Source organism: Streptomyces sp. NRRL F-5123 (assembly GCF_000721495.1).
In the GTDB taxonomy this organism is placed as follows: domain Bacteria; phylum Actinomycetota; class Actinomycetes; order Streptomycetales; family Streptomycetaceae; genus Actinacidiphila.
In genome coordinates, this window is the sequence record NZ_JOHY01000037.1 from 126515 (window position 1) to 151435 (window position 24921).

The window sequence follows — 24921 nt, forward strand, 5'->3', positions numbered from 1 at the left end:
CTTCACGCCCCCGCCGTGCCGACGGATACGGTGTCGTCGCCGAGGGTGCGCTTGCCGGGCGCGGTGGCTTCGTCCTCGTGGAACTCCAGTTGCCTGCGCCGGTTGGCGATGATGCCCTCCGGCCGCAGCCGCATGATCAGGACCAGCGCGAGGCCGAAGGCGAACAGCTCGTACTTGGCGAGGAAGTCCAGCTTCTCCGGGATCAGGAAGAGCAGCGACGCGCCCAGGATCGGACCGCTGACCGTACCCATGCCGCCGAGGACGACGGCGGCGAGCAGGAAGGCGGAGTTCGGCGGCGTCGAGCCGGAGAAGACGTACGGGGTGGGCACCACGGAGTTGGTGACGTGCGCGCTGACGGTGCCGGCCAGGCCCGCGAGGCAGGCGCCGAGGGCGAAGGCGACGAGCTTGACCCGGAAGCCGTTGATGCCCATCGCGGTGGCCGCGGTCTCGTCCTCGCGGATGGCGATCCACGAGCGGCCGATCCGGGAGTCGGCGGCCCGGGTGAAGACCAGCACCACGATGACGGTGATCAGCAGCATCAGCAGGTAGTAGTTGGCGAACCTGCCGAGCTCGAAGCCGCCGACGTCATGGGTCTTGCCCAGGTTGTAGCCGAAGATCGACAGGTCCGGGATGACGGCGATGCCGTTCGGGCCGTTGGTGATCTTCGGGCCGCTCACGCCGTCGAGGTTGTTGACGACGATACGGAAGATCTCTCCGAAGCCGAGCGTGACGATGGCCAGGTAGTCGCCGCGCAGCCGCAGCGTCGGGGCGCCGATCAGCACGCCGAACACCAGGGCCGCGGCGGCTCCGGTGAGGGCGGCGGCCCAGAACGGGAACTGCGTGCCGGACCAGATCGAGTACTGGGAGCCGGAGACCAGGGCGGCGGTGTAGGCGCCGACGCCGAGGAAAGCGACGTACCCGAGGTCCAGCAGGCCGGTGAGGCCGACGACGATGTTCAGGCCGAGGGCGACGGTGCCGACGATGAGGATGTTGACGCCGAGGTTGGCCCAGTGCTCGTCGTTCTGGACGAACGGGTAGGCGATGGCGGCGACGATGCAGGCGCTGGAGGAGAAGATCTTGTTCTGCCGGGTGATCTGCTGGAACTGCCGGGTGAGCCCGGCGCCGGCCAGGCCCCAGAAGGTGAAGCAGACGACGATCATGAAGCCGATGAAGATGTCGCTGTAGCTGGTCGCGAGGCCGTAGGTGAGGACCTTCACGGCCGCGGCGAAGACCACGACGATCGCCAGCCGCTGGAGCCAGACGTTGAGGCGGCGGGGGTCGGCGACCTTGAGTTCGGCGTTGCTGACCCGCAGGCCGCGCAGGAGGTGGTAGAGCCGGACGACGCCGGCGGAGGCGAACAGGCCGCGCTCGGCGTAGTCGTCGTCCTCCTCCAGCGGCGGGCGGTGGGCGGGCAGCCCGAGCGCGCCGATCACCAGGACCGCGCTGCCGCCGGCGGCGATCCAGCCGCCGGGGTCGAGGTTGGCCAGGCCGTGCAGCTTGGCCGCGATGTCGATGACGGTGTACCAGGTGGTGCCGAAGGTGCCGACGGCCAGCAGCAGCACCGAGTTGTACGAGCGGCTGGGGTTGAGCCACCCCAGGCCGGGCACCCGGAAGGCGCCCAGCGCGACGACGGCGGTCAGGATTCCGGCGACCAGCGTCATGATCTGCAGGCCGCCGGGGTAGCCGCTGACGGTCAGGTCGCCCGGGAAGTCGGTGGTGTACGTCCACGACATGAAGGTCGAGGCGATCGACACCGCGGCGCCGAGCAGCACCAGCAGCCGCGCGGCGGCGAAGGGCAGCGGCAGGTACCTCAGGACGCGTCCGCCGTCCGGGTCGGTGACGGGCAGTCCCTGTGCCGTGGTGGGAAGGTCGGTCATACGATCACGCCCTGTCCGCTACGCGTTCGCCGAGCAGGCCCTGCGGCCGGACCAGCAGCACCACGATGAGCAGGACGAACGCCCAGACGTTGGCCCACTCGCTGCCGCCGAGCTGCTGCATGCCGGGGATGTTGGAGATGTACGCGGAGGAGCAGGACTCGGCGATGCCGAGGACGAGGCCGCCGAGCATGGCTCCGTAGATGTTGCCGATGCCGCCGAGGACGGCGGCGGTGAAGGCCTTCAGGCCCGCCTGGAAGCCGATGTCGTACTTGATCTGGCCGTACTTCAGGCCGGAGGCGAGACCGGCGACGGCGGCGAAGAAGCCGCCGATGGCGAAGGCGATCACGATGATGCGGTTGGTGTCGATGCCCATCAGCTTCGCCGTGTCCGGGTCCTGCGCGGTGGCCTGCATCGCCCGGCCGGTGCGCGAGGTGCGGACGAAGCCGGCGAGCGCGGTCATGCACACCACGGCCGCGGCCACCAGGAAGATGTCACCGGTCTGGATGTCGACGGAGCCCACGTGGAACGGACCGCCGGGCAGCTGCGGGAAGTGCTTGCCCGCGGTGGCGTTCGGGTACCAGAGGAAGACCGCCTGCTGGAGCGCGAGGGAGAGGCCGATGGCGGTGATCAGCGGTGCCAGCCGTGGGGCGTTCCGCAGCGGGCGGTAGGCGAGACGTTCCGCGCCGACCGCGATGAGGACGGACACGATGGCGCCGCCGGCCAGCATGAGCGGCAGCGCCGCCCATATGGACATGCCGTCGGGAAGGTTCGTGTAGACCGCGAGCGCACCGAAGGCGCCGGTCATGTAGATCTCGCCGTGGGCGAAGTTGATGAGCTGGACGATGCCGTACACCATCGTGTAGCCGATGGCGATGAGCCCGTACATCGAGCCGATGAACAGCCCGTTGGCCAGCTGTTGCGGCAGGGTGTGCACCGCATGGCCTCCATGTCGCTGGGTGGACGGGGACGGGTGACAGGGTGGGACCGGTGGCGGGGCCCGGCGGGTTCGCCGGGGCCCGGATGTACTGCGGGCCGCGCGGTCGGTGCGACCGACCGCGCGGCCCGGGTGGTACCGGGGTCGGTCAGCCGGTGTACACGCCGGACTTGACCGCCACCCACTTGCCGCTCTTGACCTGGTAGACCGTGAGCTGCTTGTTGGTGGTGTCGCCGTACTGGTCGAACGAGATGTGGCCGGCGATGCCGTCGAAGTCGGCCTTCTGCACGCCGTCGACGACCTTCGCGCGGGCGTCGTCGGGCAGCTTGCCGTTGTTGGCCTGGACCACCTGGCCGACCGCCTTGATGATGGCGGTGGCGGCGTCGTACGAGTAACCGCCGTAGGTGCCGTAGTCACCCGGGTACTTGTTCGCCTTGTACGCCTTGATGAACTCCTGCGCGGCGGGCAGGCTGTCGACGGGCACGCCCACGGAGGTCGCGATGTCGCCCTCGGCGGCCTGGCCGGCGGTCTTGATGTACGTGTCGGAGTACATGCCGTCGCCGCCCATGAGCGGGATGTTCACACCGGCCGCCTTGAGCTGCTTGGTGATCAGCTCGGCCTCGTCGTACTGGCCGCCGTAGTAGAGCATGTCGGCGTGCGAGTTCTTGATCTTGGTGACGAGGGTGGAGTAGTCGTTGTCACCGGTGTTGATGTGGTCGGTGCCGATGACCTTGCCGCCCAGCGCGCCGAACTTCTCCTTGAAGATCGCCGCGAGGCCCGCGCCGTAGGTCTGCTTGTCGTCGACGACGAACGCGCTCTTCTTCTTGAGCGTGTTGACCGCGTAGTCGGCGGCGAAGTTGCCCTGGTTGGCGTCGGTGGTGGCGGTGCGGAAGTAGGTCTTGAAGGGGCGCACCTGCTTGCCGGACGCCCAGTCCTTGCCCTGCGTCAGCGCCGGGTTGGTGTTGGAGGGCGAGATCTCCACCATGTTGGCGTCGCTGAAGACCTGCTGCATCGTCAGGGCCACGTTGGAGTTCAGCGGCCCGACGGCGGCGATGACGCTCTTGTCGGAGACGAACGCCGTGGCGTTCTGCTGGCCGTTGGCCGGGTTCGCCTTGTCGTCCAGCGCCTTGACCTGGAAGGTCACACCGGGGACGAGCTTCTTGGCGTTCGCGTCTTCGACGGCGAGCTTGACGCCGTACTGGATGCCCAGGCCGGTGGCGGAGTTGGCGCCGGTCAGCGGCGCGTCGACGCCGATCACCACGGTGATGTTGTCGCCGGAGGCAGCACTGCTGCTGCCGGAGCCGCCGCTGTCCCCGCCCTTTTTGTCGTCGTCGCTGCGTGAGCCGCACGCGGAGAGCGTGAGGGCCCCGGTGGCGATCACGGAGGTGAGAATCAGCAAGGAACGCTGTCGCACGGTCAGTCCTTTCCCCTACACGGCCTTCTCTCATGAGAAGCCGAAGCCGCGCGCGGAACCCGAACTGACAAATCCGGTGGCGCGGTGACTGGCCGTGACTCTAGGCCTGGTTCGTGCCATTAGGCATAGGTGCGGCCAAGAGTGTGACTGTCTTGTTATGCCGATCCGAAACTCTTGAGCTTCTCTTGAGATTCCGGGGGACTTTTCGTACATAGCCCACTTGCCACCGAGGCGCCCAGATAGTGAAAACCGCACTTCCCGTGCGGGGCAAGGCCTCCGGGGGCGCCACCGGCCGGACCGGGGCCGCGGGGGCGGCAGGCGGGGACCGCCGCGGGCCGTTCGGCCGGACGCCGGGAATGTTTATTGCGCGCGCGTTACGCAGCGTTAATTGCAGTCGAGGGGCAAATACCCGGAGGGGGTCCGGAGGGCCGAAAAACCGCGCCCCCGCGGGCGGTGGCCGACGGGGGCGCGGAAGAAGTCAGGAGCTATTTCGAGTTCACCCATTACGCGGCGGTAGCTCGTCGACACCGATGTGGTGGACCCGGACCATATTGGTGGTGCCGGGCATTCCGGGCGGCGAGCCCGCCGTGATCACCACGACGTCGCCCTTCTTGCAGCGGCCGATCCGCAGCAGCTCCTCGTCCACCTGCCGCACCATCTCGTCGGTCGTCTGCACCATCGGGCCGAGGAAGGCCTCCACGCCCCAGGTCAGGGTGAGCTGGGAGCGGGTGGACTGCTCCGGGGTGAAGGCCAGCACCGGGATGGGCGAGCGGTAGCGGGACAGCCGGCGGACGGTGTCGCCGGACTGCGTGAAGGCGACCAGGAAGCGGGCGTCCAGGAAGTCGCCCATCTCGGCGGCGGCCCTGGCCACCGCGCCGCCCTGGGTGCGCGGCTTGGAGGAGTCGGTGAGCGGCGCGAGGCCGGCCGTGAGCATGTCCTCCTCGGCCGCCCGGACGATCCGCGCCATCGTCTTGACGGTCGCGATCGGGTACTTGCCGACGCTGGTCTCGCCGGACAGCATGACCGCGTCCGTGCCGTCCATGACCGCGTTGGCCACGTCGCTGGCCTCGGCGCGCGTGGGGCGGGAGTTGTCGATCATCGAGTCCAGCATCTGGGTGGCGACGATGACCGGCTTGGCGTTCCGCCGGGCCAGCGCGACCGCACGTTTCTGCACCAGCGGCACCGCCTCCAGCGGCATCTCCACACCCAGGTCGCCGCGGGCGACCATGATGCCGTCGAAGGCGTCCACGATCTCTTCGAGGTTGTCGACCGCCTGCGGCTTCTCGATCTTGGCGATCACCGGGACCCGGCGGCCCTCCTCGGCCATCACCCGCAGCACGTCGTCCACGTCCCGCCCGGAGCGCACGAAGGACAGCGCGACGACGTCCGCGCCGGTGCGCAGCGCCCAGCGCAGGTCCCGGATGTCCTTGTCGGACAGCGCGGGCACGGACACCGCGACGCCCGGCAGGTTGAGGCCCTTGTTGTCGGAGACCAGGCCGCCCTCGATACACATGGTGTGCACCCGCGGCCCCTCGACGTCCGTCACCTCCAGGGTGACCCGGCCGTCGTCGACCAGGATCCGCTCGCCGCGCGCCACGTCGGCCGGCAGGCCCTTGTACGTGGTGCCGCAGATCTGCTGGTCACCCTCGATGTCGTCGGCGGTGATGGTGAACAGGTCACCGCGTTCAAGCAGTACAGGGCCCTCCGCGAAACGGCCGAGCCTGATCTTCGGGCCCTGAAGGTCCGCCAGGATGCCGACGCTGCGGCCGATCTCGTCGGAGGCCTTGCGCACCCGACGGTAACGGTCCTCGTGCTCGGCGTAACTTCCGTGGCTCAGGTTGAGGCGTGCCACGTCCATTCCGGCCTCGACCAGGGCCTTGATCTGGTCGTAGGAGTCGGTGGCAGGTCCCAGGGTGCAGACAATCTTGGCTCGGCGCATGTGTCGAGCGTATGACTTACCGGTTGGTAGTCGTGGCCTCTACGGGCAACTGCCCAACGACAGCTGAATTAACGGTTGTTGACAACTTTCGAAGTGTGCGGGGGGCCGCTCGGATGAGCACCCCGGTCGCGACGACAACAGTAGTTAACCTGCAAGGCCTGTTGCTCCGGCCTGTCGTTGGTCCACAATCTACGCGCGTTGTGCTTCAGCGCCCGCGAACCGTCAAGGAGAACGACATGCCGCTCAACCGCAGGGACTTCATCAACCGCTCGGCCGCCACCGGCGCCGGCGTCGCGCTCGCGGGCGCCGCGGGCGCGGTCGCCGCCGCCCCCGCGCAGGCCGCGGAGGCCGGCGAGGGCCACGGGCGGCAGAAGACCTTCGGGCTGCGCGTCCTCGGCACCACCGACCTGCACGGCCATGCCCTGAACTGGGACTACTTCACGAACGCCGAGTACGACGACGCCACCCACAACGACGTCGGCCTCGCCAAGATCGCCACCCTCGTCGAGCAGGCCCGCGCCGAGAAGGGCCACGACCGCACGCTGCTGATCGACGCCGGCGACATCATCCAGGGCACCCAGCTGTCGTACTACTTCGCCCGCGTGGAGCCCATCACCGGCGCGCGCACGGGCCCGCAGCACCCGATGGCGCTGGCCATGAACCACATGAAGTACGACGCCGCCGCGCTCGGCAACCACGAGTTCAACTACGGCATCCCGCTGCTGCGCGCCTTCCAGGAACAGTGCGACTTCCCGCTGCTGGCCGCCAACGCCGTCGACGCCAAGACGCTCAAGCCCGCCTTCCCGCCCTACCTGGTCAAGGAGCTGAAGGTACCGGGCCTGCCGCCGGTCAAGGTCGGGATCCTGGGCCTGACCAACCCCGGCATCGCGGTGTGGGACAAGGCCAACGTGCAGGGCAAGATGGCCTTCCCGGGCCTGGTGGAGCAGGCGAAGGTATACGTCCCGAAGCTGCGGGCCCTCGGCTGCGACGTGGTGATCTGCACCGACCACTCGGGCCTGGACGGCGGCACCACGTACGGCGACGCCGTGCCCTACCCGGAGAACGCGTCCTCGCAGGTCGCCGCGCAGGTGCCGGGCATCGACGCGATCCTGGTCGGCCACACCCACGTCGAGCGGCCGCAGACCCTGGTCGTCAACGAGGAGACCGGGAAGACCGTCGTGTTGTCCGAGCCGCTGTACTGGGGCATGCGGCTGTCGGTCTTCGACATCGACCTCACCTTCGAGCGCGGCCGCTGGCACGTCTCCTCGGTCACCGCCGAGGTGCGCAACGCCAACACCGTCGCCGAGGACCCGCAGGTGGCGCGCCTGGTCCGGGACGAGCACCAGAAGGTCGTCGCTTATGTCAACCAGATCATCGGCACCTGCACCGTCGCGATGTCCGCGGCGCAGTCCACGTACAAGGACACGCCGATCATCGACTTCCTCAACCTGGTCCAGGCCGACACCGTCAAGGCCGCGCTGGCGGGCACCCAGTACGCCGACCTGCCGGTGATCTCCGAGGCCTCGCCCTTCTCCCGCACCGCCGCGATCCCGGCCGGCCAGGTCTCGCTGCGGGACGTCGCGGGCCTGTACGTCTACGAGAACACCCTGGACGCCAAGATCCTCACCGGCGCCCAGGTCAAGGACTACCTGGAGTGGTCCGCGGCCTACTTCGTGCAGACCGCGCCGGACGCGCCCGTCGACCCGGCGAAGCTCACCAACGCCAACAACACGCCCGACTTCAGCTACGACGTGCTCAGCGGGCTGTCGTACGACATCGACATCGCCCAGCCGGCCGGCTCGCGCATCGTGAACCTCACCGCGGGCGGGCAGCCGGTCGACCCGGCGGCGCAGTTCGTGCTCGCCGTCAACAACTACCGCTCCAGCGGCGGCAGCAACTACCCGCACGTGGCCGCGGCGCAGTCGGTGTGGTCCAACTCCGACGAGATCCGCAACACGATCATCGCGTGGGTCCGGGCGCACGGCGGCATCGACCCGGCGTCCTTCCCGGCCGACCAGTGGCGGCTCACCCGCGCCGGAGTGCCGGTGTTCGCATAGCCGACTCCGCCCCGGCGGCCCCTCCCCCGGCGCGGGTGCGGGCGGGGTCGCCGAGGCCGAACGTGGTGAAGGCGGTCCTGGCCGGCAGCGGGTAGTACTCGGTGCCGGCCAGCAGCGCGGTCAGGTCGTTGAGGATCACCGCCGAGCGCCACGCGGCCAGGCCCAGGTCCGGGGCGCCGACGCCGTGGGTGTGGCGCTCGGCGTTCTGCACGTAGATCCGGCCGGTCACCGAACGGTCCAGCTCCAGCCGGTGCCGCGCGTCCACCCGCGGCCGGCCCGAGGCGTCGCGCAGCAGCCGGTCCTCCAGCGGGGCGAGCAGCTGGTCGAGCGGGCGCTCGCGGTAGCCGGTCGCCAGCACCACGGCGTTGGTCACCAGCCGGCTGCGGGTGCCCTGCTCGGGGTGCTCCAGGTGCAGTTCGATCGCGGTGGTGCCGATCCGCCCGGCCGTGCGCACGCTCACCCCGGGCGTGAGCACCGCGTCCGGCCAGCCGCCGTCGAGGGTGCGGCGGTAGAGCTCGTCGTGGATCGCGGTGATCGTCTCGGTGTCGATGCCCTTGTGCAGCTGCCACTGCCGCGGCAGGAGCCCGTCGCGCACCGGCTCGGCCAGGGCGTGGAAGTACCGCGTGTAATCCGGGGTGAAGTGCTCCAGGCCGAGCCGGCTGTACTCCATCGGCGCGAACGCGGGGGTACGGGCCAGCCAGGTGATCGCCTCCCGCCCCACCGGCCGCGACCGCAGCAGGTCGAGGAAGACCTCGGCGCCGGACTGCCCCGAGCCGATCACCGTGACGTGCTCGGCCGCGAGCAGCCGCTCGCGCTGCGGGACGTACTCCGCCGAGTGCACGACGGGCACGGTCGGCGCCTCCGCGAGCGGCCGCAGCGGCTCGGGGACGTACGGGGCGGTGCCTACGCCGAGCACCAGGTGCCGGGCGTACGTGCGGCCCAGCGCCTCGGCCTCGCCGCGTGCGTCGAGCTGGGTGTGGTCGACCTCGAAGCGGGCGTGCCCCGGATCCCAGCGGACCGTGTCGACCTGCTGCCCGAAGTGCGTGGACGGCAGGGCGTCGGCGACCCAGCGGCAGTAGGCGTCGTACTCGGCGCGGTGGATGTGGAAGCGCTCGGCGAAGTAGAAGGGGAAGAGCCGCTCGCGGGATTTGAGGTGGTTCAGGAACGACCAGCGGCTCGCCGGGTCGACGAGGGTCACCAGGTCGGCGAGGAAGGGCACTTGCAGGGTGGCGCCGTCCACCAGCAGCCCCGGGTGCCAGTGGAAGGCCTGGCGCTGGTCGTAGAAGGCGGCGGTCAGGCCCGGTACGGCGTCGGCGAGGGCGGCGAGCGAGAGGTTGAAGGGCCCGACCCCGATCCCGAGCAGGTCGAAGGGCTCGGGGTCTTCCTGGTCGGGGGCCGGCTGGTCTGTCGGCTGGTCGGGGGCTTGCTGGTCAGGGGCTTGCTGCGGGGCCGCGGCGTACTCGGGGGCGGGGGCGGCGTACGGGGGCCGGTCCGGCGCGGGCGGGGCGAGGGCGGCGGGCCCGGGGGGCGCGGGCTCGGGGGGCGCGGCCCGGTGCGGGCCGGGGGTGGGGTCGGGCTCCGCGGGCTGCGGGGTCGGGGCGTTCATCGGACTGGGCCTTCCTTCCGTGGTGCAGCGCCCGGCGGGTCAGGACAGCTCCTGCGCCCGCCGGGTGTGCGCGTCGGTCACCAGGCGGAGCAGGGCGTCCAGGTCCTGCGGGCGGATGTGCGGGTTGAGCAGGGTCGCCTTGAGCCACAGCCGGCCGTCCACGGTGGCGCGGCCGAGTACCGCCCGGCCCTCGTACATCAGCTCCCGGCGCAGCGCCGCCACCTGCTCGTCGCCGGCGCCCGCGGGGCGGAAGAGGACGGTGCTGATCGTGGGCTGCGCGTACAGCTCCAGGTCCGGGTGGCGCTCCACCGCCGCGGCGAGCTCCCGGGCGTGCCCGCACACCGCGTCGACCAGGGCCGCCATGCCCTCGCGGCCGAGCGCCCGCAGCGTGACGGCGATCTTGAGCACGTCCGGGCGGCGGGTCGTCCGCAGCGAGCGGCCCAGCAGGTCGGGCATGCCGGCCTCGGTGTCGTCGGCGGCGTTCAGATAGTCGGCCTGGTGGCCGAGCGGGCGCAGGGCGGCGCCGTCCGGCACGGCCAGCAGGCCCGCGGCGACCGGCTGCCACCCCAGCTTGTGCAGGTCGAGGGTGACGGAGACCGCCGACTGGAGCCCGTCGAGCTTGCCCGCCTCGTGCCGGCTGAAGAGCAGCGGCCCGCCGTAGGCCGCGTCCACGTGCAGCTCCGCGCCGTGCCGCGCGGCGGTCTGGGCGAGCTGCGGCAGCGGGTCGATGGCCCCGGTGTCCGTCGTTCCCGCGGTCGCGACGAGCAGGGCGCGGCCGGGCAGTTCGTCGAGGGCGGCGTCCACCGCTGCCGGGTCCAGCACGCCCGCGGGCGTGTCCACGGCGATCGGCTTGGGCAGGCCCAGCAGCCAGGCCGCGCGCTGCACGCTGTGGTGCGCGTTGGCCCCGCACACCACCTGCACGCGCGGGCCCCCCGCCGCCCGCTCCCGGGCCAGCAGCAGGGCGAGCTGGTTCGACTCCGTACCGCCGGTGGTCATGAGCGCGTCCGGCGCGGGCAGGTCCGGGTAGACCAGCGCGCCCAGCACCGCCGCGGCCCGCCCCTCGATCTCCGTCGCCGCGGGCGCCTGGTCCCAGGAGTCCAGCGACGGGTTCAGCGCCGCCGCCCCCAGTTCCGCGGCTGCCGCGAGCGCGAGGGGCGGGCAGTGCAGATGGGCGGCGCAGTACGCGTCCGCCGGGTCCGCCGCGCCCCGCGCCATCTCCCGTACGAGCGTGTGCAGCGCCTCGTGCGCGCCCGTCCCGTGCCCCTGCATCGGCCGCCCCATCGCCCCCGCGACCCGCCGCGCCGTCTCCCCCGGCCCCCCGGCCGGCACCGGCCCGCCCCGCGCCGCCGCGCCCTCCTCCAACGCTGCCAGCACCGTCTCGACCAGCGGCCGCAGTTCCGCGGCCCCGTGCCGGCCTCCGGCCAGCGCGGGCATCTCCATCTGGACCCGTCCTCTCTCCCGGAGAGCCCAACGAGCCACTGCGTGCGGCGGTACGGTTCGCTGCGCGGTGCGTTTTGCGGTGGTGCCCGCGCTCTTTCGCCCGTGGGGGCTGATCCGGGTCGCCCCGGGGTGCGCCTGGAGGTGCTTTACGCGACCTTCTGCGCGTGGGGGGTTGCTCGCGCAGTTCTCCCCCAGGGCTTCGCCTGGGAGATGCCCCCACGCGCCCCTTTGGTTGCCCGGCGGGGCATCGCGCACTCCGTGCGGTGTGGGTCGGGTGCCGGCCGGCACGGGGCACCTCCTCGGAATGCGCGTCCGACCTCTCCCGTATTCGGCAAGGGCCTCGATGCGCATTCCTGCGGGGGCACCCCGCACCGTCCCCCTCCGGCATCGTTGGCGGCTGCCTGCCGGTGGGGGTGATGTGTGCGGGGCGAGGGCACCCGTTGTTCCTGCAGCGGGGGCTGCTGCGGGGGAGGGCACTCGTTTCAGGGGCGCGCGGGCGTTTCTCCCAGGCGAAGCTCTGGGGGAGAACTGCCCGCTCGGCCACCCGCCCACCGCAAGGACCCGCCTTCGGCGGAAGGGGCAGCCCGGAGCGCCGACTCGGGCCACCCCCACCGCGGAGTCAGGCCGCGCCCCCGCGGACGCGCAGGGTGCGGGCCAGGTCGTCGAGGCGGTCAGACAGGGACCGCGCCAACGCGGGCGTCAGGCCCGTCGAGGTGAGGCACTCGCGGCCCAGCTCCAGGGTCTGCGTCGAGACCGCCGTCGAGGGGAACGCCGTCCTCCCCGCCTCCGAGGCGATCGCCGTGCCGCGGCGGGCGGCGAGCGGCGGGGCGTCCGCGAAGTAGCGGGCCACGTAGTCCGCGGTCAGATCGGCGTGCTCGGGCTGCCAGAAGCCCTGCGCGTGGGCCGCGAAGAGGTAGTTCGACAGCGTGTCGTCGGTGAACATCGCCTCCCACGCCGCGGCCTTGGCCTCGGCCGAGGGGAGGGCGGCGCGGCAGCGGGCGGCGCCCTCGAGGCCCGTCGCGCTCGGGTCGGCGGCCAGCGCCGCGTCGATCTCGGCGGCCGACGCCGCCCCGAGCACGGCCAGCCGCAGCAGCATGCGCCAGCGCAGCTCGGGGTCGAGCGGCGCGCCGCCGGGGATCTCGCCGCCGTCGTACCAGCCGCGCAGCTCCGCCACGGACTCCTCGTCGTACGCGCAGTCGACCAGCGTGCGGGTCGCGGTCAGGCGCGTGCCGTCGAGGCCTGCCGCGAGGAGCTGCCGGGCGATCGCGCCCAGCGTGCGCAGCGCCGCCGGGCGGGCGTCCGGGGAGAGGTACCGGTCGGCGACCAGGGTGCGGGCGAAGGTGAGGACGGCCTCGACGATCGCGGGCTCCGGCTCGCCCGGCAGGTGGGCGGCGGCAAGGGCGAGGTAGTCCGCGGGCGGCAGGCCCCCGTCGCGTACGAGGGTGCGCGCGGCGTTCCAGGCGACGGCCCGCCCGAGCGGGTCGGGCAGCCCGCCGAGGGTGTCGCGCAGCGTCTCCCACGACTGCGGGTCGAAGTGGACCTTGGTGTACGTGAGGTCGCCGTCGTTGAGCAGGATGAGGTCGGGCCGCGGCCCGGACAGGTCGTGGTGCTCGCCGACCGACCCGGCGGCGACGTCCACCGTGAGGCGCTCGCGCAGCACCAGCGTGCCGGGGTCGGCGACGGCCCGGTCGTACAGTCCGACGCCGACGCGGTGCGGGCGGGTGCCGCGGTGCCGGATCTCCAGCCGCCAGAACCCCTCGGGCGCGCCGGGCGGCGTGTCGGGGGTGAGGGTGTCGACGCCCGAGGTGCGCAGCCAGGCCGCGGCCCACGCGGGGACGTCGCGGTCGGTCGCGCTGCCGAGGGAGTCGATGAAGTCGGCGAGGTCGGCGTTGCCGAAGCGGTGCCGGGCGAAGTGCGTGTTGAGCCCTGCGGTGAAGGCCTTGGGGCCGAGCCAGGTGACGAGCTGCCGCAGCGCGGAGGCGCCCTTGGCGTACGAGATGCCGTCGAAGTTGTTGAGCGCGGACGCGGTGTCGGGCACGTCCGCCGGGTCGGGCGCGACCGGGTGCGTCGAGGGCCGCTGGTCGGCGTCGTAGCCCCACGCCTTGCGGGCGACGGCGAAGTCCGTCCACGTGCCCGTGAAGGACGTCGCCTCCGAGAGCACCTGGAAGCCCATGTACTCGGCGAAGGACTCGTTCAGCCAGATGTCGTCCCACCAGCGCAGCGTGACGAGGTCGCCGAACCACATGTGCGCCATCTCGTGCGCGATCACCACCGCGCGGAACTGCTCCTCGGCGGGCGTGACCGCCGAGCGCGGCAGGTACGCCTCGCGGAAGGTGACGAGCCCGGGGTTCTCCATCGCGCCCGCGTTGAACTCCGGCACGAACGCCTGGTCGTAGGAGTCGTACGGGTAGGGCTCGTCGAACAGCTCGTGGTAGCGGTCGAAGCAGCGACGGGTGATGTCGAACAGCGCGGCCGCGTCCCGGTCCAGGTGCGGCGCGAGCGAGCGGCGGCAGTGCAGGCCGAACGGCAGCCCGGCGTGCTCGGTGCGCACCGAGTGCCACGGCCCGGCGGCGACCGCCACGAAGTACGTCGCCAGCGGCGGGGTCGTCGCGAGCTGCCAGCGGCCCGGCGCGGTACGGGTCGCGACGCCGTTGCCGAGCACCGTCCACTGGGGCGGGGCGGTCACGGTGACGTCGAAGACCGCCTTCAGGTCCGGCTGGTCGAAGGACGCGGCGACCTGCTGCATGTCGTTCATGAACAGCTGGCTGTGGACGTATGCCTCGCCGTCCGCCGGGTCGGTGAAGCGGTGCATGCCCTCGCCGGTGCGCGAGTACGGCATGTCCGCCTCGACCGTCAGCTCGTGCTCGCCCGCGGCCAGGCCCGCCAGCGGCAGCCGGTTGTCGTCCAGCAGCGCCGGGTCGAGCGCGCGGCCGTCGAGGACGACGCGGCGCAGGGCGGCGGGGCGGATCTCGGCGAAGGTGTCGCAGTCGCGCCGGGCCTCGAACCGGATCACGGCCGTCGAGCCGAACACCTCGTCCCCGCGGGTGAGGTCGAGGTCGAGCGCGTAGTGGATGACGGTCAGGTCGCGGGCACGGGTCTCGGCCTCGGCGTGGGTCAGAACAGGCATGCGGCTCATGCTGCCCTACCGGGCCGCCGCCCGGTAAGCGCCGCGGTGCTCCGGCGCGTAGGCTCGTCGGCGTAGGGGGAGGTGGCCATGGCCGGGTACGCCGAGGAGACGGAGCAGGGCACGGGGGGCGGGCCGATCGTGCACGGCTTCCCGCACCTGGACACCGTACGGACCGCGCTCGCCGCGCTCCACCGGCGGCTCTCCGGGGACGGCGTACGGCGCTTCGCCGCCAGCGTGCACCCCGAACTCGCCGCGTTCCCCGCGGAGGAGGACCTCTACCTCGGCGTGCAGCGCGTCGCGAAGGTGATGGTGCAGCACTTCCGGCTGCCGGACGCGCGGATGGTCGTGAGCTTCCGCGACATGGTCCACGCCGGGAACGTCGAACTGGCCGCCGGGCCCGAGTACTTCATCGAGCTGCACGCCCGGTTCAAGGCCGACCGGCGGGACGTGGCCGCGGCCCTCGCGCACGAGGTCATGCACGTCTACCTGCACCGGCTCGGGCTCTCGCTGCCCGGCACCCGCGACAACGAGATCCTCACGGACACCGCTGCCACGTACCTCGGGGCGGGGTGGCTGCTGCTCGACGCATACCGCGAGGACGCGGCGGTCGTCGGCGACCGGGTCACACGGGCCGCGTACAAGCTGGGCTACCTCACGCCGGAGGAGTTCGGCTACGTCCTCGCCAAGCGGGGCGCGGCCTTCGCGGAGGACCCCGAGCCGTGGTTCCGCTCCCCGCAGGCCGTCGACGCCTACCGCGCGGGCCGCGACCGCCACATCGAGGACCTGCGCGCCGCCCCCCTCGCCGCCGCGGGCTGGACCGCCCGCCGCCGCTACACCCGCGACCGCCGCGCCCTGGCCTCCGGCCCGGGGTACGCCTTCTCCTCCGACCCCTCGGGCGTCAAGGTCTCCTTCCCCTGCCCGCACTGCTTCCAGCGCCTCCGCCTGCCCTGCCGGGGCCGGGTGCGGGCCAGGTGCACGCTGTGCGGGGCGGAGCTGGCGCTCGACACGTGAGCTTCTGCTTTTCGGGGGCCGCTTCCGGGGGTGCCTCTTGCGGTAGGCGTCGCGGTCTTCTGCCGGTGAGGGGCCGGTCGCGCGGGACACCGCACCACGCCCCCCGCAGCGCCCCCGGAAACAACGCACAGCGCCCACCTCCGTGGTCGGGGAAGGGTGGGCGCTGTGGTGTTACTGCACCGCACGTCGTTGTGCGGGACAGGCGGGGGACCGTCAGACGGTCAGGGGCCGGTCCGTCGGGCGGATCGGGGAGGGGAGGGCCGAGGGGAGTCCGGTCAGGTACGCGTCGACCGACTTCGCCGCGGAGCGGCCCTCGGCGATGGCCCAGACGATGAGGGACTGGCCGCGGCCCGCGTCGCCGGCGACGAAGACGCCGTCGACGTTGGTCGCGTAGTTCGCGTCACGGGCGATGTTGCCGCGGGCGTCGAGCTGGAGCCCGAGCTGGTCGACCAGGCCGTTGGACTGGTCGGTGCCGGTGAAGCCCATCGCGAGGGTGACCAGGTCGGCCGGGATGACGCGCTCGGTGCCCTCCTGGGGGACGAACCTGCCGTCCTGGAACACGACCTCGACCAGGTGCAGCTCGCGGACGTTGCCATCGGCGTCGCCGGTGAACTTCACCGTGTTGACCGAGTAGACCCGCTCGCCGCCCTCCTCGTGCGCGGAGGTGACCTTGTAGACGGCCGGCATCGTCGGCCAGGGCTGGCCGGCGGGGCGGTCGTCGGAGGGGCGCGGCATGATCTCCAGCTGGGTGACCGACAGCGCGCCCTGGCGGTGGGCGGTGCCCACGCAGTCCGCGCCGGTGTCGCCGCCGCCGATGACCACGACGTGCTTGCCCTCGGCGGTGATGGGGGACGTCACGAAGTCGCCCTCCTGCACCTTGTTGGCCAGCGGCAGGTACTCCATGGCGTAGTGCACGCCGGCCAGTTCGCGGCCCTCGGCGGGGAGGTCGCGGGAGACGGTCGCGCCGGCCGCGATGACGACGGCGTCGTACCGCTTGGCGAGCTTCGCCGCGTCCAGGTCGGTGCCGATCTGCACGCCGGTGCGGAACTTGGTGCCCTCCGCGCGCATCTGCTCGATGCGCCGGTTGATGTGCCGCTTCTCCATCTTGAACTCGGGGATGCCGTAGCGCAGCAGTCCGCCGATGCGGTCGGCCCGCTCGTACACCGCGACGGTGTGCCCGGCGCGGGTGAGCTGCTGGGCGGCGGCCAGGCCTGCGGGGCCCGAGCCGATGACGGCGACGGTCTTGCCGGACAGCCGCTCGGGCGGCTGCGGCGTGACGTCACCGGCGTCCCACGCCTTGTCGATGATGGTGACTTCGACGTTCTTGATGGTGACGGCCGGCTGGTTGATGCCGAGTACGCACGCCGACTCGCAGGGCGCCGGGCACAGCCGCCCGGTGAACTCCGGGAAGTTGTTGGTGGCGTGCAGCCGCTCGGAGGCGGCCTTCCAGTCCTCGCGGTAGGCGTAGTCGTTCCACTCGGGGATCAGGTTCCCGAGGGGGCAGCCGTTGTGGCAGAACGGGATGCCGCAGTCCATGCAGCGGCCGGCCTGCTTGGTGATGATCGGCAGCAGCCCGCCGGGGACGTAGACCTCGTTCCAGTCCTGCTTGCGCTCCTCGACCGGGCGGGTGGGCGCGCCCTCGCGGCCGGTGGTGAGGAAGCCCTTGGGGTCAGCCATTTGCCGCCTCCATCATCTTCGCGGTGGTCTCGGACTCGGAGAGTCCGGCCTGCTCGGCGGCGTTCTTGGCGGCGAGCACTGCCTTGTAGTCCCTCGGCATGACCTTGCCGAAGCGGGTGAGGGCGCCGCCCCAGTCGGCGAGCAGCCGCTCGGCGACCGTGGAGCCGGTCTCCTCTGCGTGGCGGCGCACCACGTCGTGCAGCCACGTGATGTCGTCGGCGTCCAGCGCCTCGATCTCGACCATGCCGCGGTTGACGGCCGCCGGGTCCAGGTCCAGGACGTAGGCGATACCGCCGGACATGCCGGCCGCGAAGTTCCGCCCGGTCGGGCCGAGGACGACGGCCCGGCCGCCGGTCATGTACTCGCAGCCGTGGTCGCCCACGCCCTCGGAGACGACGGTCGCGCCGGAGTTGCGGACGCAGAACCGCTCGCCGGTGCGGCCGCGCAGGAACAGCTCGCCGCCGGTGGCGCCGTAGGCGATGGTGTTGCCCGCGATGGTGCTGTACTCGGCGAGGTGGTCGGCGCCGCGGTCGGGCCGGACGACGACCCGGCCGCCGGACAGGCCCTTGCCGACGTAGTCGTTGGCGTCGCCCTCCAGCCGCAGGGTGATGCCCTTGGGCAGGAACGCGCCGAAGGACTGGCCCGCGGAGCCGGTGAAGGTGATGTCGATGGTGCCCTCGGGCAGGCCCGCGCCGCCGTACTTCTTCGTCACCTCGTGGCCGAGCATGGTGCCGACCGTGCGGTTGACGTTGCGGATGGCGACCTGCGCGCGGACCGGGGCGCCGCTGTCCAGGGCGTCGGCGGCGAGCTTGATCAGCTCGTTGTCCAGCGCCTTGGCCAGGCCGTGGTCCTGCTCGGTGATGCGGTGCCGGACGGCGCCTTCGGGCAGGTCCGGCACGTGCAGCAGCGGGGCGAGGTCCAGGCCCTGGGCCTTCCAGTGGTCCACGGCGCGGCCGGCGTCGATGACCTCGGCGTGGCCGACGGCCTCCTCGATGCTGCGGAAGCCCAGCTCGGCGAGCAGCTCGCGGACCTCCTCGGCGATGAACTCGAAGAAGTTGACCACGAACTCCGGCTTGCCGGAGAAGCGGTCGCGCAGCACCGGGTTCTGCGTGGCGACGCCGACCGGGCAGGTGTCCAGGTGGCACACCCGCATCATGACGCAGCCGGAGACGACCAGCGGCGCGGTCGCGAAGCCGAACTCCTCGGCGCCGAGCAGCGCGGCGATGACGACGTCGCGGCCGGTCTTGAGCTGGCCGTCGGTCTGCACGACGATGCGGTCGCGCAGCCCGTTGAGCAGCAGCGTCTGCTGCGTCTCGGCCAGGCCCAGCTCCCAGGGGCCGCCCGCGTGCTTGAGCGAGGTGAGCGGCGAGGCGCCGGTGCCGCCGTCGTGGCCGGAGATCAGCACCACGTCGGCGTGCGCCTTGCTGACGCCCGCGGCGACGGTGCCGACGCCGACCTCGGAGACCAGCTTGACGTGAATGCGCGCCTTCGGGTTGGCGTTCTTCAGGTCGTGGATCAGCTGGGCGAGGTCCTCGATGGAGTAGATGTCGTGGTGCGGCGGCGGGGAGATCAGGCCGACGCCCGGGGTGGAGTGCCGGGTGGTGGCGACCCACGGGTAGACCTTGTGGCCGGGCAGCTGGCCGCCCTCGCCGGGCTTGGCGCCCTGGGCCATCTTGATCTGGATGTCGTCCGCGTTGACCAGGTACTCCGAGGTGACGCCGAAGCGGCCGGAGGCGACCTGCTTGATGGCGCTGCGCCGGGCCGGGTCGTACAGCCGGTCCGGGTCCTCGCCGCCCTCGCCGGTGTTGGACTTGCCGCCGAGCTGGTTCATCGCGATGGCGAGCGTCTCGTGCGCCTCGCGGGAGATCGAGCCGTACGACATCGCGCCGGTGGAGAAGCGCTTGACGATCTCGGAGACCGGCTCGACCTCGTCCAGCGGCACGGGCTGCCGGTCGGAGGACAGGCCGAACAGGCCGCGCAGCGTCATGAGGCGCTCGGACTGCTCGTTCACCCGGCCGGTGTACTGCTTGAAGATGTCGTAGCGCCGGGTGCGGGTGGCGTGCTGCAGCCGGAAGACCGTGTCGGGGTCGAACAGGTGCGGCTCGCCCTCGCGGCGCCACTGGTACTCGCCGCCGATCTCCAGCCGGCGGTGCGCGGCCTGGATGCCGGAGACCGGGTAGGCCTTGGCGTGCCGGGCGGCGACCTCGGCGGCGACGACGTCGATGCCCGCGCCGCCGATCTTGGTGTCGGTGAGGTGGAAGTAGGTGTCCACGAAGTCGCTGTCCAGGCCGACGGCCTCGAAGACCTGGGCACCGCGGTAGGAGGCCACGGTGGAGATGCCCATCTTGGACATGACCTTCAGGACGCCCTTGCCGAGCGCCTTGATGAGGTTGCGCATCGCGGCCTCGGGCTCGATGCCGTCCAGGAAGGTCCCCGCGGCGACCAGGTCCTCGACGGACTCCATGGCCAGGTACGGGTTGACGGCCGCGGCGCCGTAGCCGATCAGGAGCGCGACGTGGTGGACCTCACGGACGTCGCCGGCCTCGACCAGCACGCCCACCTGGGTGCGCTGCTTGGTGCGGATGAGGTGGTGGTGCACCGCGGAGGTGAGCAGCAGCGACGGGATCGGCGCGTGCTCGGCGTCGGAGTGCCGGTCGGACAGCACGATCAGCCGGGCGCCGTCCTCGATCGCGGCGTCCGCCTCGGCGCAGATCTCGGCGAGCCGGGCGGCCAGCGCCTCGCCGCCGCCGGTGACCCGGTAGAGGCCGGAGAGCGTGGCGGCCTTCAGGCCGGGCATGTCGCCGTCGGCGTTGACGTGGATGAGCTTGGCCAGGTCGTCGTTGTCGATCACGGGGAAGGGCAGCGTGATGTTGCGACAGGACGCCGGGCTGGGCTCCAGCAGGTTGCCGGACGGGCCGATCGTGGAGATCAGCGAGGTGACCAGCTCTTCCCGGATCGCGTCCAGGGGCGGGTTGGTGACCTGCGCGAAGAGCTGGGTGAAGTAGTCGAAGAGCAGCCGCGGCCGGTCGGACAGCGCCGCGATCGGCGTGTCGGTGCCCATCGAGCCGATCGGCTCGGCGCCGGTGCGCGCCATGGGCGCGAGCAGGACGCGCAGCTCCTCCTCGGTGTAGCCGAAGGTCTGCTGGCGGCGGGTGACCGAGGCGTGGGTGTGCACGATGTGCTCGCGCTCGGGCAGGTCGGCCAGGTCGATCAGGCCGGCGTCCAGCCAGTCGGCGTACGGGTTCTGCGCGGCCATCTCGGCCTTGATCTCGTCGTCCTCGACGATACGGTGCGTGACCGTGTCGACGAGGAACATCCGGCCCGGCTGCAGCCGGCCCTTGCGCACGATGCGGGAGGGCTCGATGTCCAGCACGCCGGACTCGGAGGCGAGGACGACCAGGCCGTCGTCGGTGACCCAGTAGCGGCCGGGGCGCAGACCGTTGCGGTCCAGGACCGCGCCGACGACGGAGCCGTCGGAGAAGGCGACGCACGCCGGGCCGTCCCACGGCTCCATGAGCGTGGAGTGGTACTGGTAGAACGCCCGCCGGGCGGGGTCCATCGACTCGTGGTTCTCCCACGCCTCGGGGATCATCATGAGCACGCTGTGCGGCAGCGAGCGGCCGCCGAGGTGCAGCAGCTCGAGGACTTCGTCGAAGGACGCGGTGTCGGACGCGCCGGGCGTACAGATCGGGTAGATCCGCTCCAGGTCGCCGGTGAACAGCTCGCTGGCCAGCTGCGACTCGCGGGCGCGCATCCAGTTGCGGTTGCCCTTGACGGTGTTGATCTCGCCGTTGTGCGCCACGAAGCGGTACGGGTGGGCGAGCGGCCAGCTCGGGAAGGTGTTCGTCGAGAAGCGCGAGTGCACCAGCGCGATGGCGGTGGCGGTGCGCCGGTCGGACAGGTCCGGGAAGAACGGCTCCAGCTGCCCGGTGGTGAGCATGCCCTTGTAGACGAGGGTGCGCGCGGACAGCGACGGGAAGTAGACCTCGGCCTCGCGCTCGGCGCGCTTGCGCAGCACGAAGGCAGGCCGGTCCAGCTCGATGCCGGACTTCGCGGCACCGTCGGCGTCGGCGACGAAGAGCTGGGAGAAGAACGGCATGGTGGCGCGGGCGCTGGAGCCCAGCATGTCCGGGGCGACCGGGACCTCGCGCCAGCCGAGGACGGTCAGGCCCTCCTCGGCGGCGATGCGCTCGATGGCGTCGACGGCCTTGACGCGGTCGTCCGGCTCGACGGGGAGGAACGCCAGGCCGACCGCGTAGTGCCCGGCGGCGGGCAGGTCGAAGCCGGCGGCGTCGCGCAGGAACGCGTCAGGGACCTGGAGCAGGATGCCCGCGCCGTCACCCGTGTCGGGCTCGGCGCCGGTGGCTCCGCGGTGCTCCAGGTTGCGCAGGACGGTGAGGGCCTGCTCCACGAGGGCATGGCTGGCCTCGCCGGTGAGGGTGGCCACAAAGCCGACGCCGCAGGCGTCGTGCTCGTTGCGGGGGTCGTACATCCCCTGCGGGGCGGGGTGCCCGTCCATGAACGCGGAACGCGAACGCATGGCTCTCCCGTCGTCGTCATTGGCTTGAAAGCATCGCCTGTCTCCAGGCATGCGCAACAGGGACGACGTTGGCCCTCTGCGATTTCGTGCAGGTTACATGATGGCCGAGTGTTCGAGAACCGGATACTCAGTATCACCATATGGACATACCGAAGGGGTGGAGCGGCCATATCGGGCCGTCCTCGTACCGCGGGGGTTACCGACGATGCCGAGGGGTGCCCTGGCAGCTCTGCCGGTTGGGTTACCGAGTGATGCCCGGTGTGGCGCTGACTGAAACGGCCACGAAACACAAGACTTGTTACGGGTGTGCCGGCGGACGGAATTCGGTCAGCCGACGGCGGAGCCGATCAGGCTTCCCAGTACGAAGGTAACTCCACCGGCCGCCGCACCCAAGACCAGCTGCCGCAGACCGCTGTACCACCACGACCGGGCCGTGACGCGCGCCACGGCCGCGCCGCAGCCGAAGAGACCGGCGAGCGCCAGCAGCACCGCAGGCCACAGGGCGTCCGCGCCCAGCAGGTAGGGCAGCACGGGGAGCAGCGCGCCCAGCGCGAAGGACACGAACGACGAGGACGCGGCCACCAGCGGCGACGGCAGGTCGCCCGGGTCGATGCCCAGCTCCTCGCGGGCGTGGATCTCCAGCGCCTGCTCGGGGTCCTTCGACAGCTGCCGGGCCACCTCGTGCGCCAGCTCCGGCTCCACGCCGCGCGACACGTACAGCGCGGCCAGCTCGCGCAGCTCGTCCTCGGGGTGCCGGTCCAGCTCGATCCGCTCGACCGCGAGCTCGGCCTCGACCAGCTCGCGCTGCGAGGCCACCGAGGTGTACTCCCCGGCGGCCATGGAGAAGGCGCCGGCCGCGAGCCCGGCCAGACCCGTCACGACGACGGTGCGCGAACTCACATCGCCGCCGGCCACGCCGGTCATCAGTGCGAGGTTCGACACCAGGCCGTCCATCGCCCCGAAGACCGCGGGCCGAAGCCAGCCGCCGGACACGTCCCGGTGCTGGTGGTGGGGTACGTGGTAGGGGGTGGACGGGGCGGAGGCGGCGTCCTCGACGGCTGCGCTGGTCATACGGTCCACCCCTCCCCCGCGCGGCCGCACGGCCGCGGAATCCGGAAACAGATTCGACCGTACCGGGGGGCGGCAGCCCTCCGCCAGCAAGGAAAGGCTGCCCTGACCTGCGAAAACTAGCCCGCGGCGGGCTTGCCGGCGGGTTCCGCCGCGCCCTCTTCCGGCTGCTCGGCGGCGGTTTCGGTGTCCTCGTCGGCCCCCGCTCCGGCCTCGGTCCCGGGCTCGGAGACGTCCTCGGCGTCCGCGGCGGGCTTCCCGGCGTCCCCCGCGTCTCCGGCCCCGCCGGTCACGTCGGCCGCCTTGATGCCCGCGGCACCGTCCGCGCCCGGCTCCACGACCGCCTCGCGGCCCGGCCGCAGCCTGCTCGACACCACGAGGTACACCACGGCCGCGGCGAAGACGACGATCGCCGTCCAGTCGTTGAGACGCATGCCCAGAATGCGGTGCGCGTAGTCGACGCGCATGTGCTCGATCCAGAACCGCCCCACCGTGTACGCGGCCACGTAGAGCGCGAAGGCCCGCCCGTGCCCGAGCTTGAAGCGGCGGTCGGCCCAGATCACCAGCAGCGCTACACCGACGCACCACAGCGACTCGTACAGGAAGGTCGGGTGGTACGTGACCAGGTCCGGCGTGGCGTCCGGGCGGTGCGCGGCGTCGATCTTCAGGCCCCACGGCAGCGTGGTGGGCTTGCCGTACAGCTCCTGGTTGAACCAGTTGCCCCAGCGGCCCGCGGCCTGCGCGAGGGCGATGCCCGGCGCGATGGCGTCGGCGTACGCGGGCAGAGCGATGCCGCGGCGGCGGCAGCCGATCCAGGCGCCCAGCGCGCCCATCGCGATGGCACCCCAGATACCCAGGCCGCCCTGCCACACCTTGAAGGCGTCGACCCAGTCCTTGCCGTCGGTGAAGTACAGCTCGTAGTCGGTGATCACGTGGTAGAGCCGGCCGCCGACGAGGCCGAAGGGCACCGCCCACACGGCGATGTCGGCGACCGTGCCGACCTTGCCGCCGCGGGCGATCCAGCGCTTGTTGCCGTACCAGACGGCGATGAAGACGCCGATGATGATGCAGAACGCGTAGCCGCGCAGCGGGACCGGTCCGAGGTGGACGACGCCGTGCGAGGGGCTGGGGATGAATGCGAGTTCCATGGCAATGTCCGACGCTACCGTGCCGGACGCGCACACGGCAGCCCGCCCGGCTACGTCTGGATAACGGCCGGGCGCGCAGCGTCGGGCCCCCGCGGCTCCGCGTGACCGCCGGGGCGGTGCCCGCGGAGCCCGGGGCGGCTCACGGCGACGGGCTCGCGGTCCCTGTCGGTGTTGCCGTCGCCGTCGGGCCGGGGGAGGCCGTCGCCGTGCCGGCGGGCTTGCCCTTGTTGGCGTCCGCGACCCTCTGCTTGAGGCTGTCCGGGGTGAGCGCGGGGCTGGTGCCGTAGACGCTCTTGCCGTTCAGCAGCACGGTCGGGGTGGAGTTGAACCCGGATTTGCCGAAGGCGTCGTTGGATTTGCGCACCCAGTTGTCGTGTGTGCCGTCGTTCACACAGGACGTGAAGGCGGCCGTCTTCAGTCCGGGCACCTTCTCGGCGAGGGAGAGCAGAGTGTCCTTGTCGCCGAACTTGTCGTCCTGCTCGTCGGGCTGGTTGTCGTAGAGGACGTCGTGGTAGGCGCGGAACTTCCCGGCGTCCTGGGCGCAGGCCGCGGCGTTCGCGGCGTTGAGCGAGCCGTCGCCGCCGAGGTTGCCGTCGATGAGCGTCACCAGGTGGTAATCGGTGCGCATCTGCCCGCTGTCCTCCAGCGCGTGGATGGTGGGCGTGAACTGCTTCTCGAAGGCGTCGCACGCCGGGCAGCGGAAGTCCTCGTAGATCGTCAGGACCGAGGGCGCGTCCGCGGCGCCGACCGGGATCACCAGGCTGTTGTCGCCGGTGGCGCCGCTGGGCGCGGCAGCAGGGGTGCCGGGGAGGGCGCCGCTGCCCGAGCCGTGGTTGCTGGCCACGACCCCGATCACCGCCCCGACGCCCAGTACGGCCGCCACCACCGCCACGGCGATCAGGGTCCGCTTGCGGCGCTGCCGGGCCTGCTCCCGGGCACGCTGCTCGCGCAGGGCCTCGCGGGCGCTGCGTTTTCCGTCTCGATTGCGTTCGCTCACGCCCAGCGCAACGGTGGGGGGATGCGCCCAGCGCCTCCCCCCACCGTTTTTCGCTCGCGGGAGTGACAAGAATCGCTCCCCCGGGT

The 24921-nt window shown here is 71.8% G+C and carries 14 protein-coding genes; 2 read left to right on the forward strand and 12 right to left on the reverse strand.

Annotation, left to right across the window (positions count from 1 at the left end; genetic code table 11):
• Nucleotides 1-2 precede the first annotated feature (2 nt).
• From IH54_RS0125840 to pyk, 4 genes are all read right to left on the reverse strand, one after another.
• Nucleotides 3-1877 (reverse strand): branched-chain amino acid ABC transporter permease, encoded by a 1875-nt coding sequence (locus IH54_RS0125840; RefSeq protein WP_031521114.1) that lies wholly within the window; start codon nt 1875-1877, stop codon nt 3-5.
• 4 nt (nt 1878-1881) lie between these two features.
• Nucleotides 1882-2811 carry a branched-chain amino acid ABC transporter permease gene (locus IH54_RS0125845; protein WP_031521117.1) on the reverse strand — a complete coding sequence of 310 codons (930 nt, stop codon included), beginning with the start codon at nt 2809-2811 and terminating at the stop codon, nt 1882-1884.
• Between the two features lie 148 nt (nt 2812-2959).
• Nucleotides 2960-4225, reverse strand: a complete 1266-nt coding sequence (locus tag IH54_RS0125850; RefSeq protein ID WP_234343838.1) for a branched-chain amino acid ABC transporter substrate-binding protein — start codon at nt 4223-4225, stop codon at nt 2960-2962.
• A 496-nt stretch (nt 4226-4721) separates the two neighbouring features.
• Entirely contained in the window at nt 4722-6164 is a 1443-nt protein-coding gene (pyk, locus tag IH54_RS0125855) for a pyruvate kinase (protein WP_031521123.1), read from the reverse strand.
• A gap of 236 nt (nt 6165-6400) precedes the next feature.
• Here pyk and IH54_RS0125860 point away from each other — a divergent pair, with 236 nt between their 5' ends.
• Nucleotides 6401-8221, forward strand: coding sequence for a bifunctional metallophosphatase/5'-nucleotidase (locus IH54_RS0125860; protein WP_031521125.1), 1821 nt, complete (start codon nt 6401-6403; stop codon nt 8219-8221).
• Here IH54_RS0125860 and IH54_RS0125865 read toward each other — a convergent pair.
• The 3 genes from IH54_RS0125865 to pepN form a co-directional block, all read right to left on the reverse strand.
• On the reverse strand, nt 8190-9827 hold the full coding sequence (locus IH54_RS0125865) for a lysine N(6)-hydroxylase/L-ornithine N(5)-oxygenase family protein (RefSeq protein WP_078862519.1): 1638 nt from the start codon (nt 9825-9827) through the stop codon (nt 8190-8192). The two genes, IH54_RS0125860 and IH54_RS0125865, sit on opposite strands and share 32 nt — an antisense overlap.
• Before the next feature lie 39 nt (nt 9828-9866).
• Complete coding sequence (locus IH54_RS0125870; protein ID WP_031521129.1) at nt 9867-11267, reverse strand: pyridoxal phosphate-dependent decarboxylase family protein; 1401 nt, start codon at nt 11265-11267, stop codon at nt 9867-9869.
• A gap of 619 nt (nt 11268-11886) precedes the next feature.
• A complete protein-coding gene (gene pepN / locus IH54_RS0125875) occupies nt 11887-14394 on the reverse strand; it encodes an aminopeptidase N (RefSeq protein ID WP_043182226.1) in 2508 nt (835 codons plus the stop codon).
• 87 nt (nt 14395-14481) lie between these two features.
• Here pepN and IH54_RS0125880 point away from each other — a divergent pair, with 87 nt between their 5' ends.
• On the forward strand, nt 14482-15405 hold the full coding sequence (locus tag IH54_RS0125880) for a hypothetical protein (RefSeq protein WP_052397868.1): 924 nt from the start codon (nt 14482-14484) through the stop codon (nt 15403-15405).
• Nucleotides 15406-15618: 213 nt separating this feature from the next.
• Here the strand turns inward: IH54_RS0125880 and IH54_RS0125885 are convergent, their stop codons facing one another.
• From IH54_RS0125885 to IH54_RS0125905, 5 genes are all read right to left on the reverse strand, one after another.
• Nucleotides 15619-17082 carry a glutamate synthase subunit beta gene (locus tag IH54_RS0125885; RefSeq protein WP_031521137.1) on the reverse strand — a complete coding sequence of 488 codons (1464 nt, stop codon included), beginning with the start codon at nt 17080-17082 and terminating at the stop codon, nt 15619-15621.
• Nucleotides 17075-21622 carry a glutamate synthase large subunit gene (gltB, locus tag IH54_RS0125890; RefSeq protein WP_031521139.1) on the reverse strand — a complete coding sequence of 1516 codons (4548 nt, stop codon included), beginning with the start codon at nt 21620-21622 and terminating at the stop codon, nt 17075-17077. Before gltB ends, IH54_RS0125885 begins: the two co-directional genes overlap by 8 nt.
• 327 nt (nt 21623-21949) lie before the next feature.
• Complete coding sequence (locus IH54_RS0125895) at nt 21950-22693, reverse strand: VIT1/CCC1 transporter family protein (protein ID WP_031521142.1); 744 nt, start codon at nt 22691-22693, stop codon at nt 21950-21952.
• A 116-nt stretch (nt 22694-22809) separates the two neighbouring features.
• On the reverse strand, nt 22810-23838 hold the full coding sequence (gene lgt, locus IH54_RS0125900) for a prolipoprotein diacylglyceryl transferase (RefSeq protein WP_031521144.1): 1029 nt from the start codon (nt 23836-23838) through the stop codon (nt 22810-22812).
• 139 nt (nt 23839-23977) lie between these two features.
• Nucleotides 23978-24835, reverse strand: a complete 858-nt coding sequence (locus IH54_RS0125905; protein WP_031521146.1) for a DsbA family protein — start codon at nt 24833-24835, stop codon at nt 23978-23980.
• Nucleotides 24836-24921 lie beyond the last annotated feature (86 nt).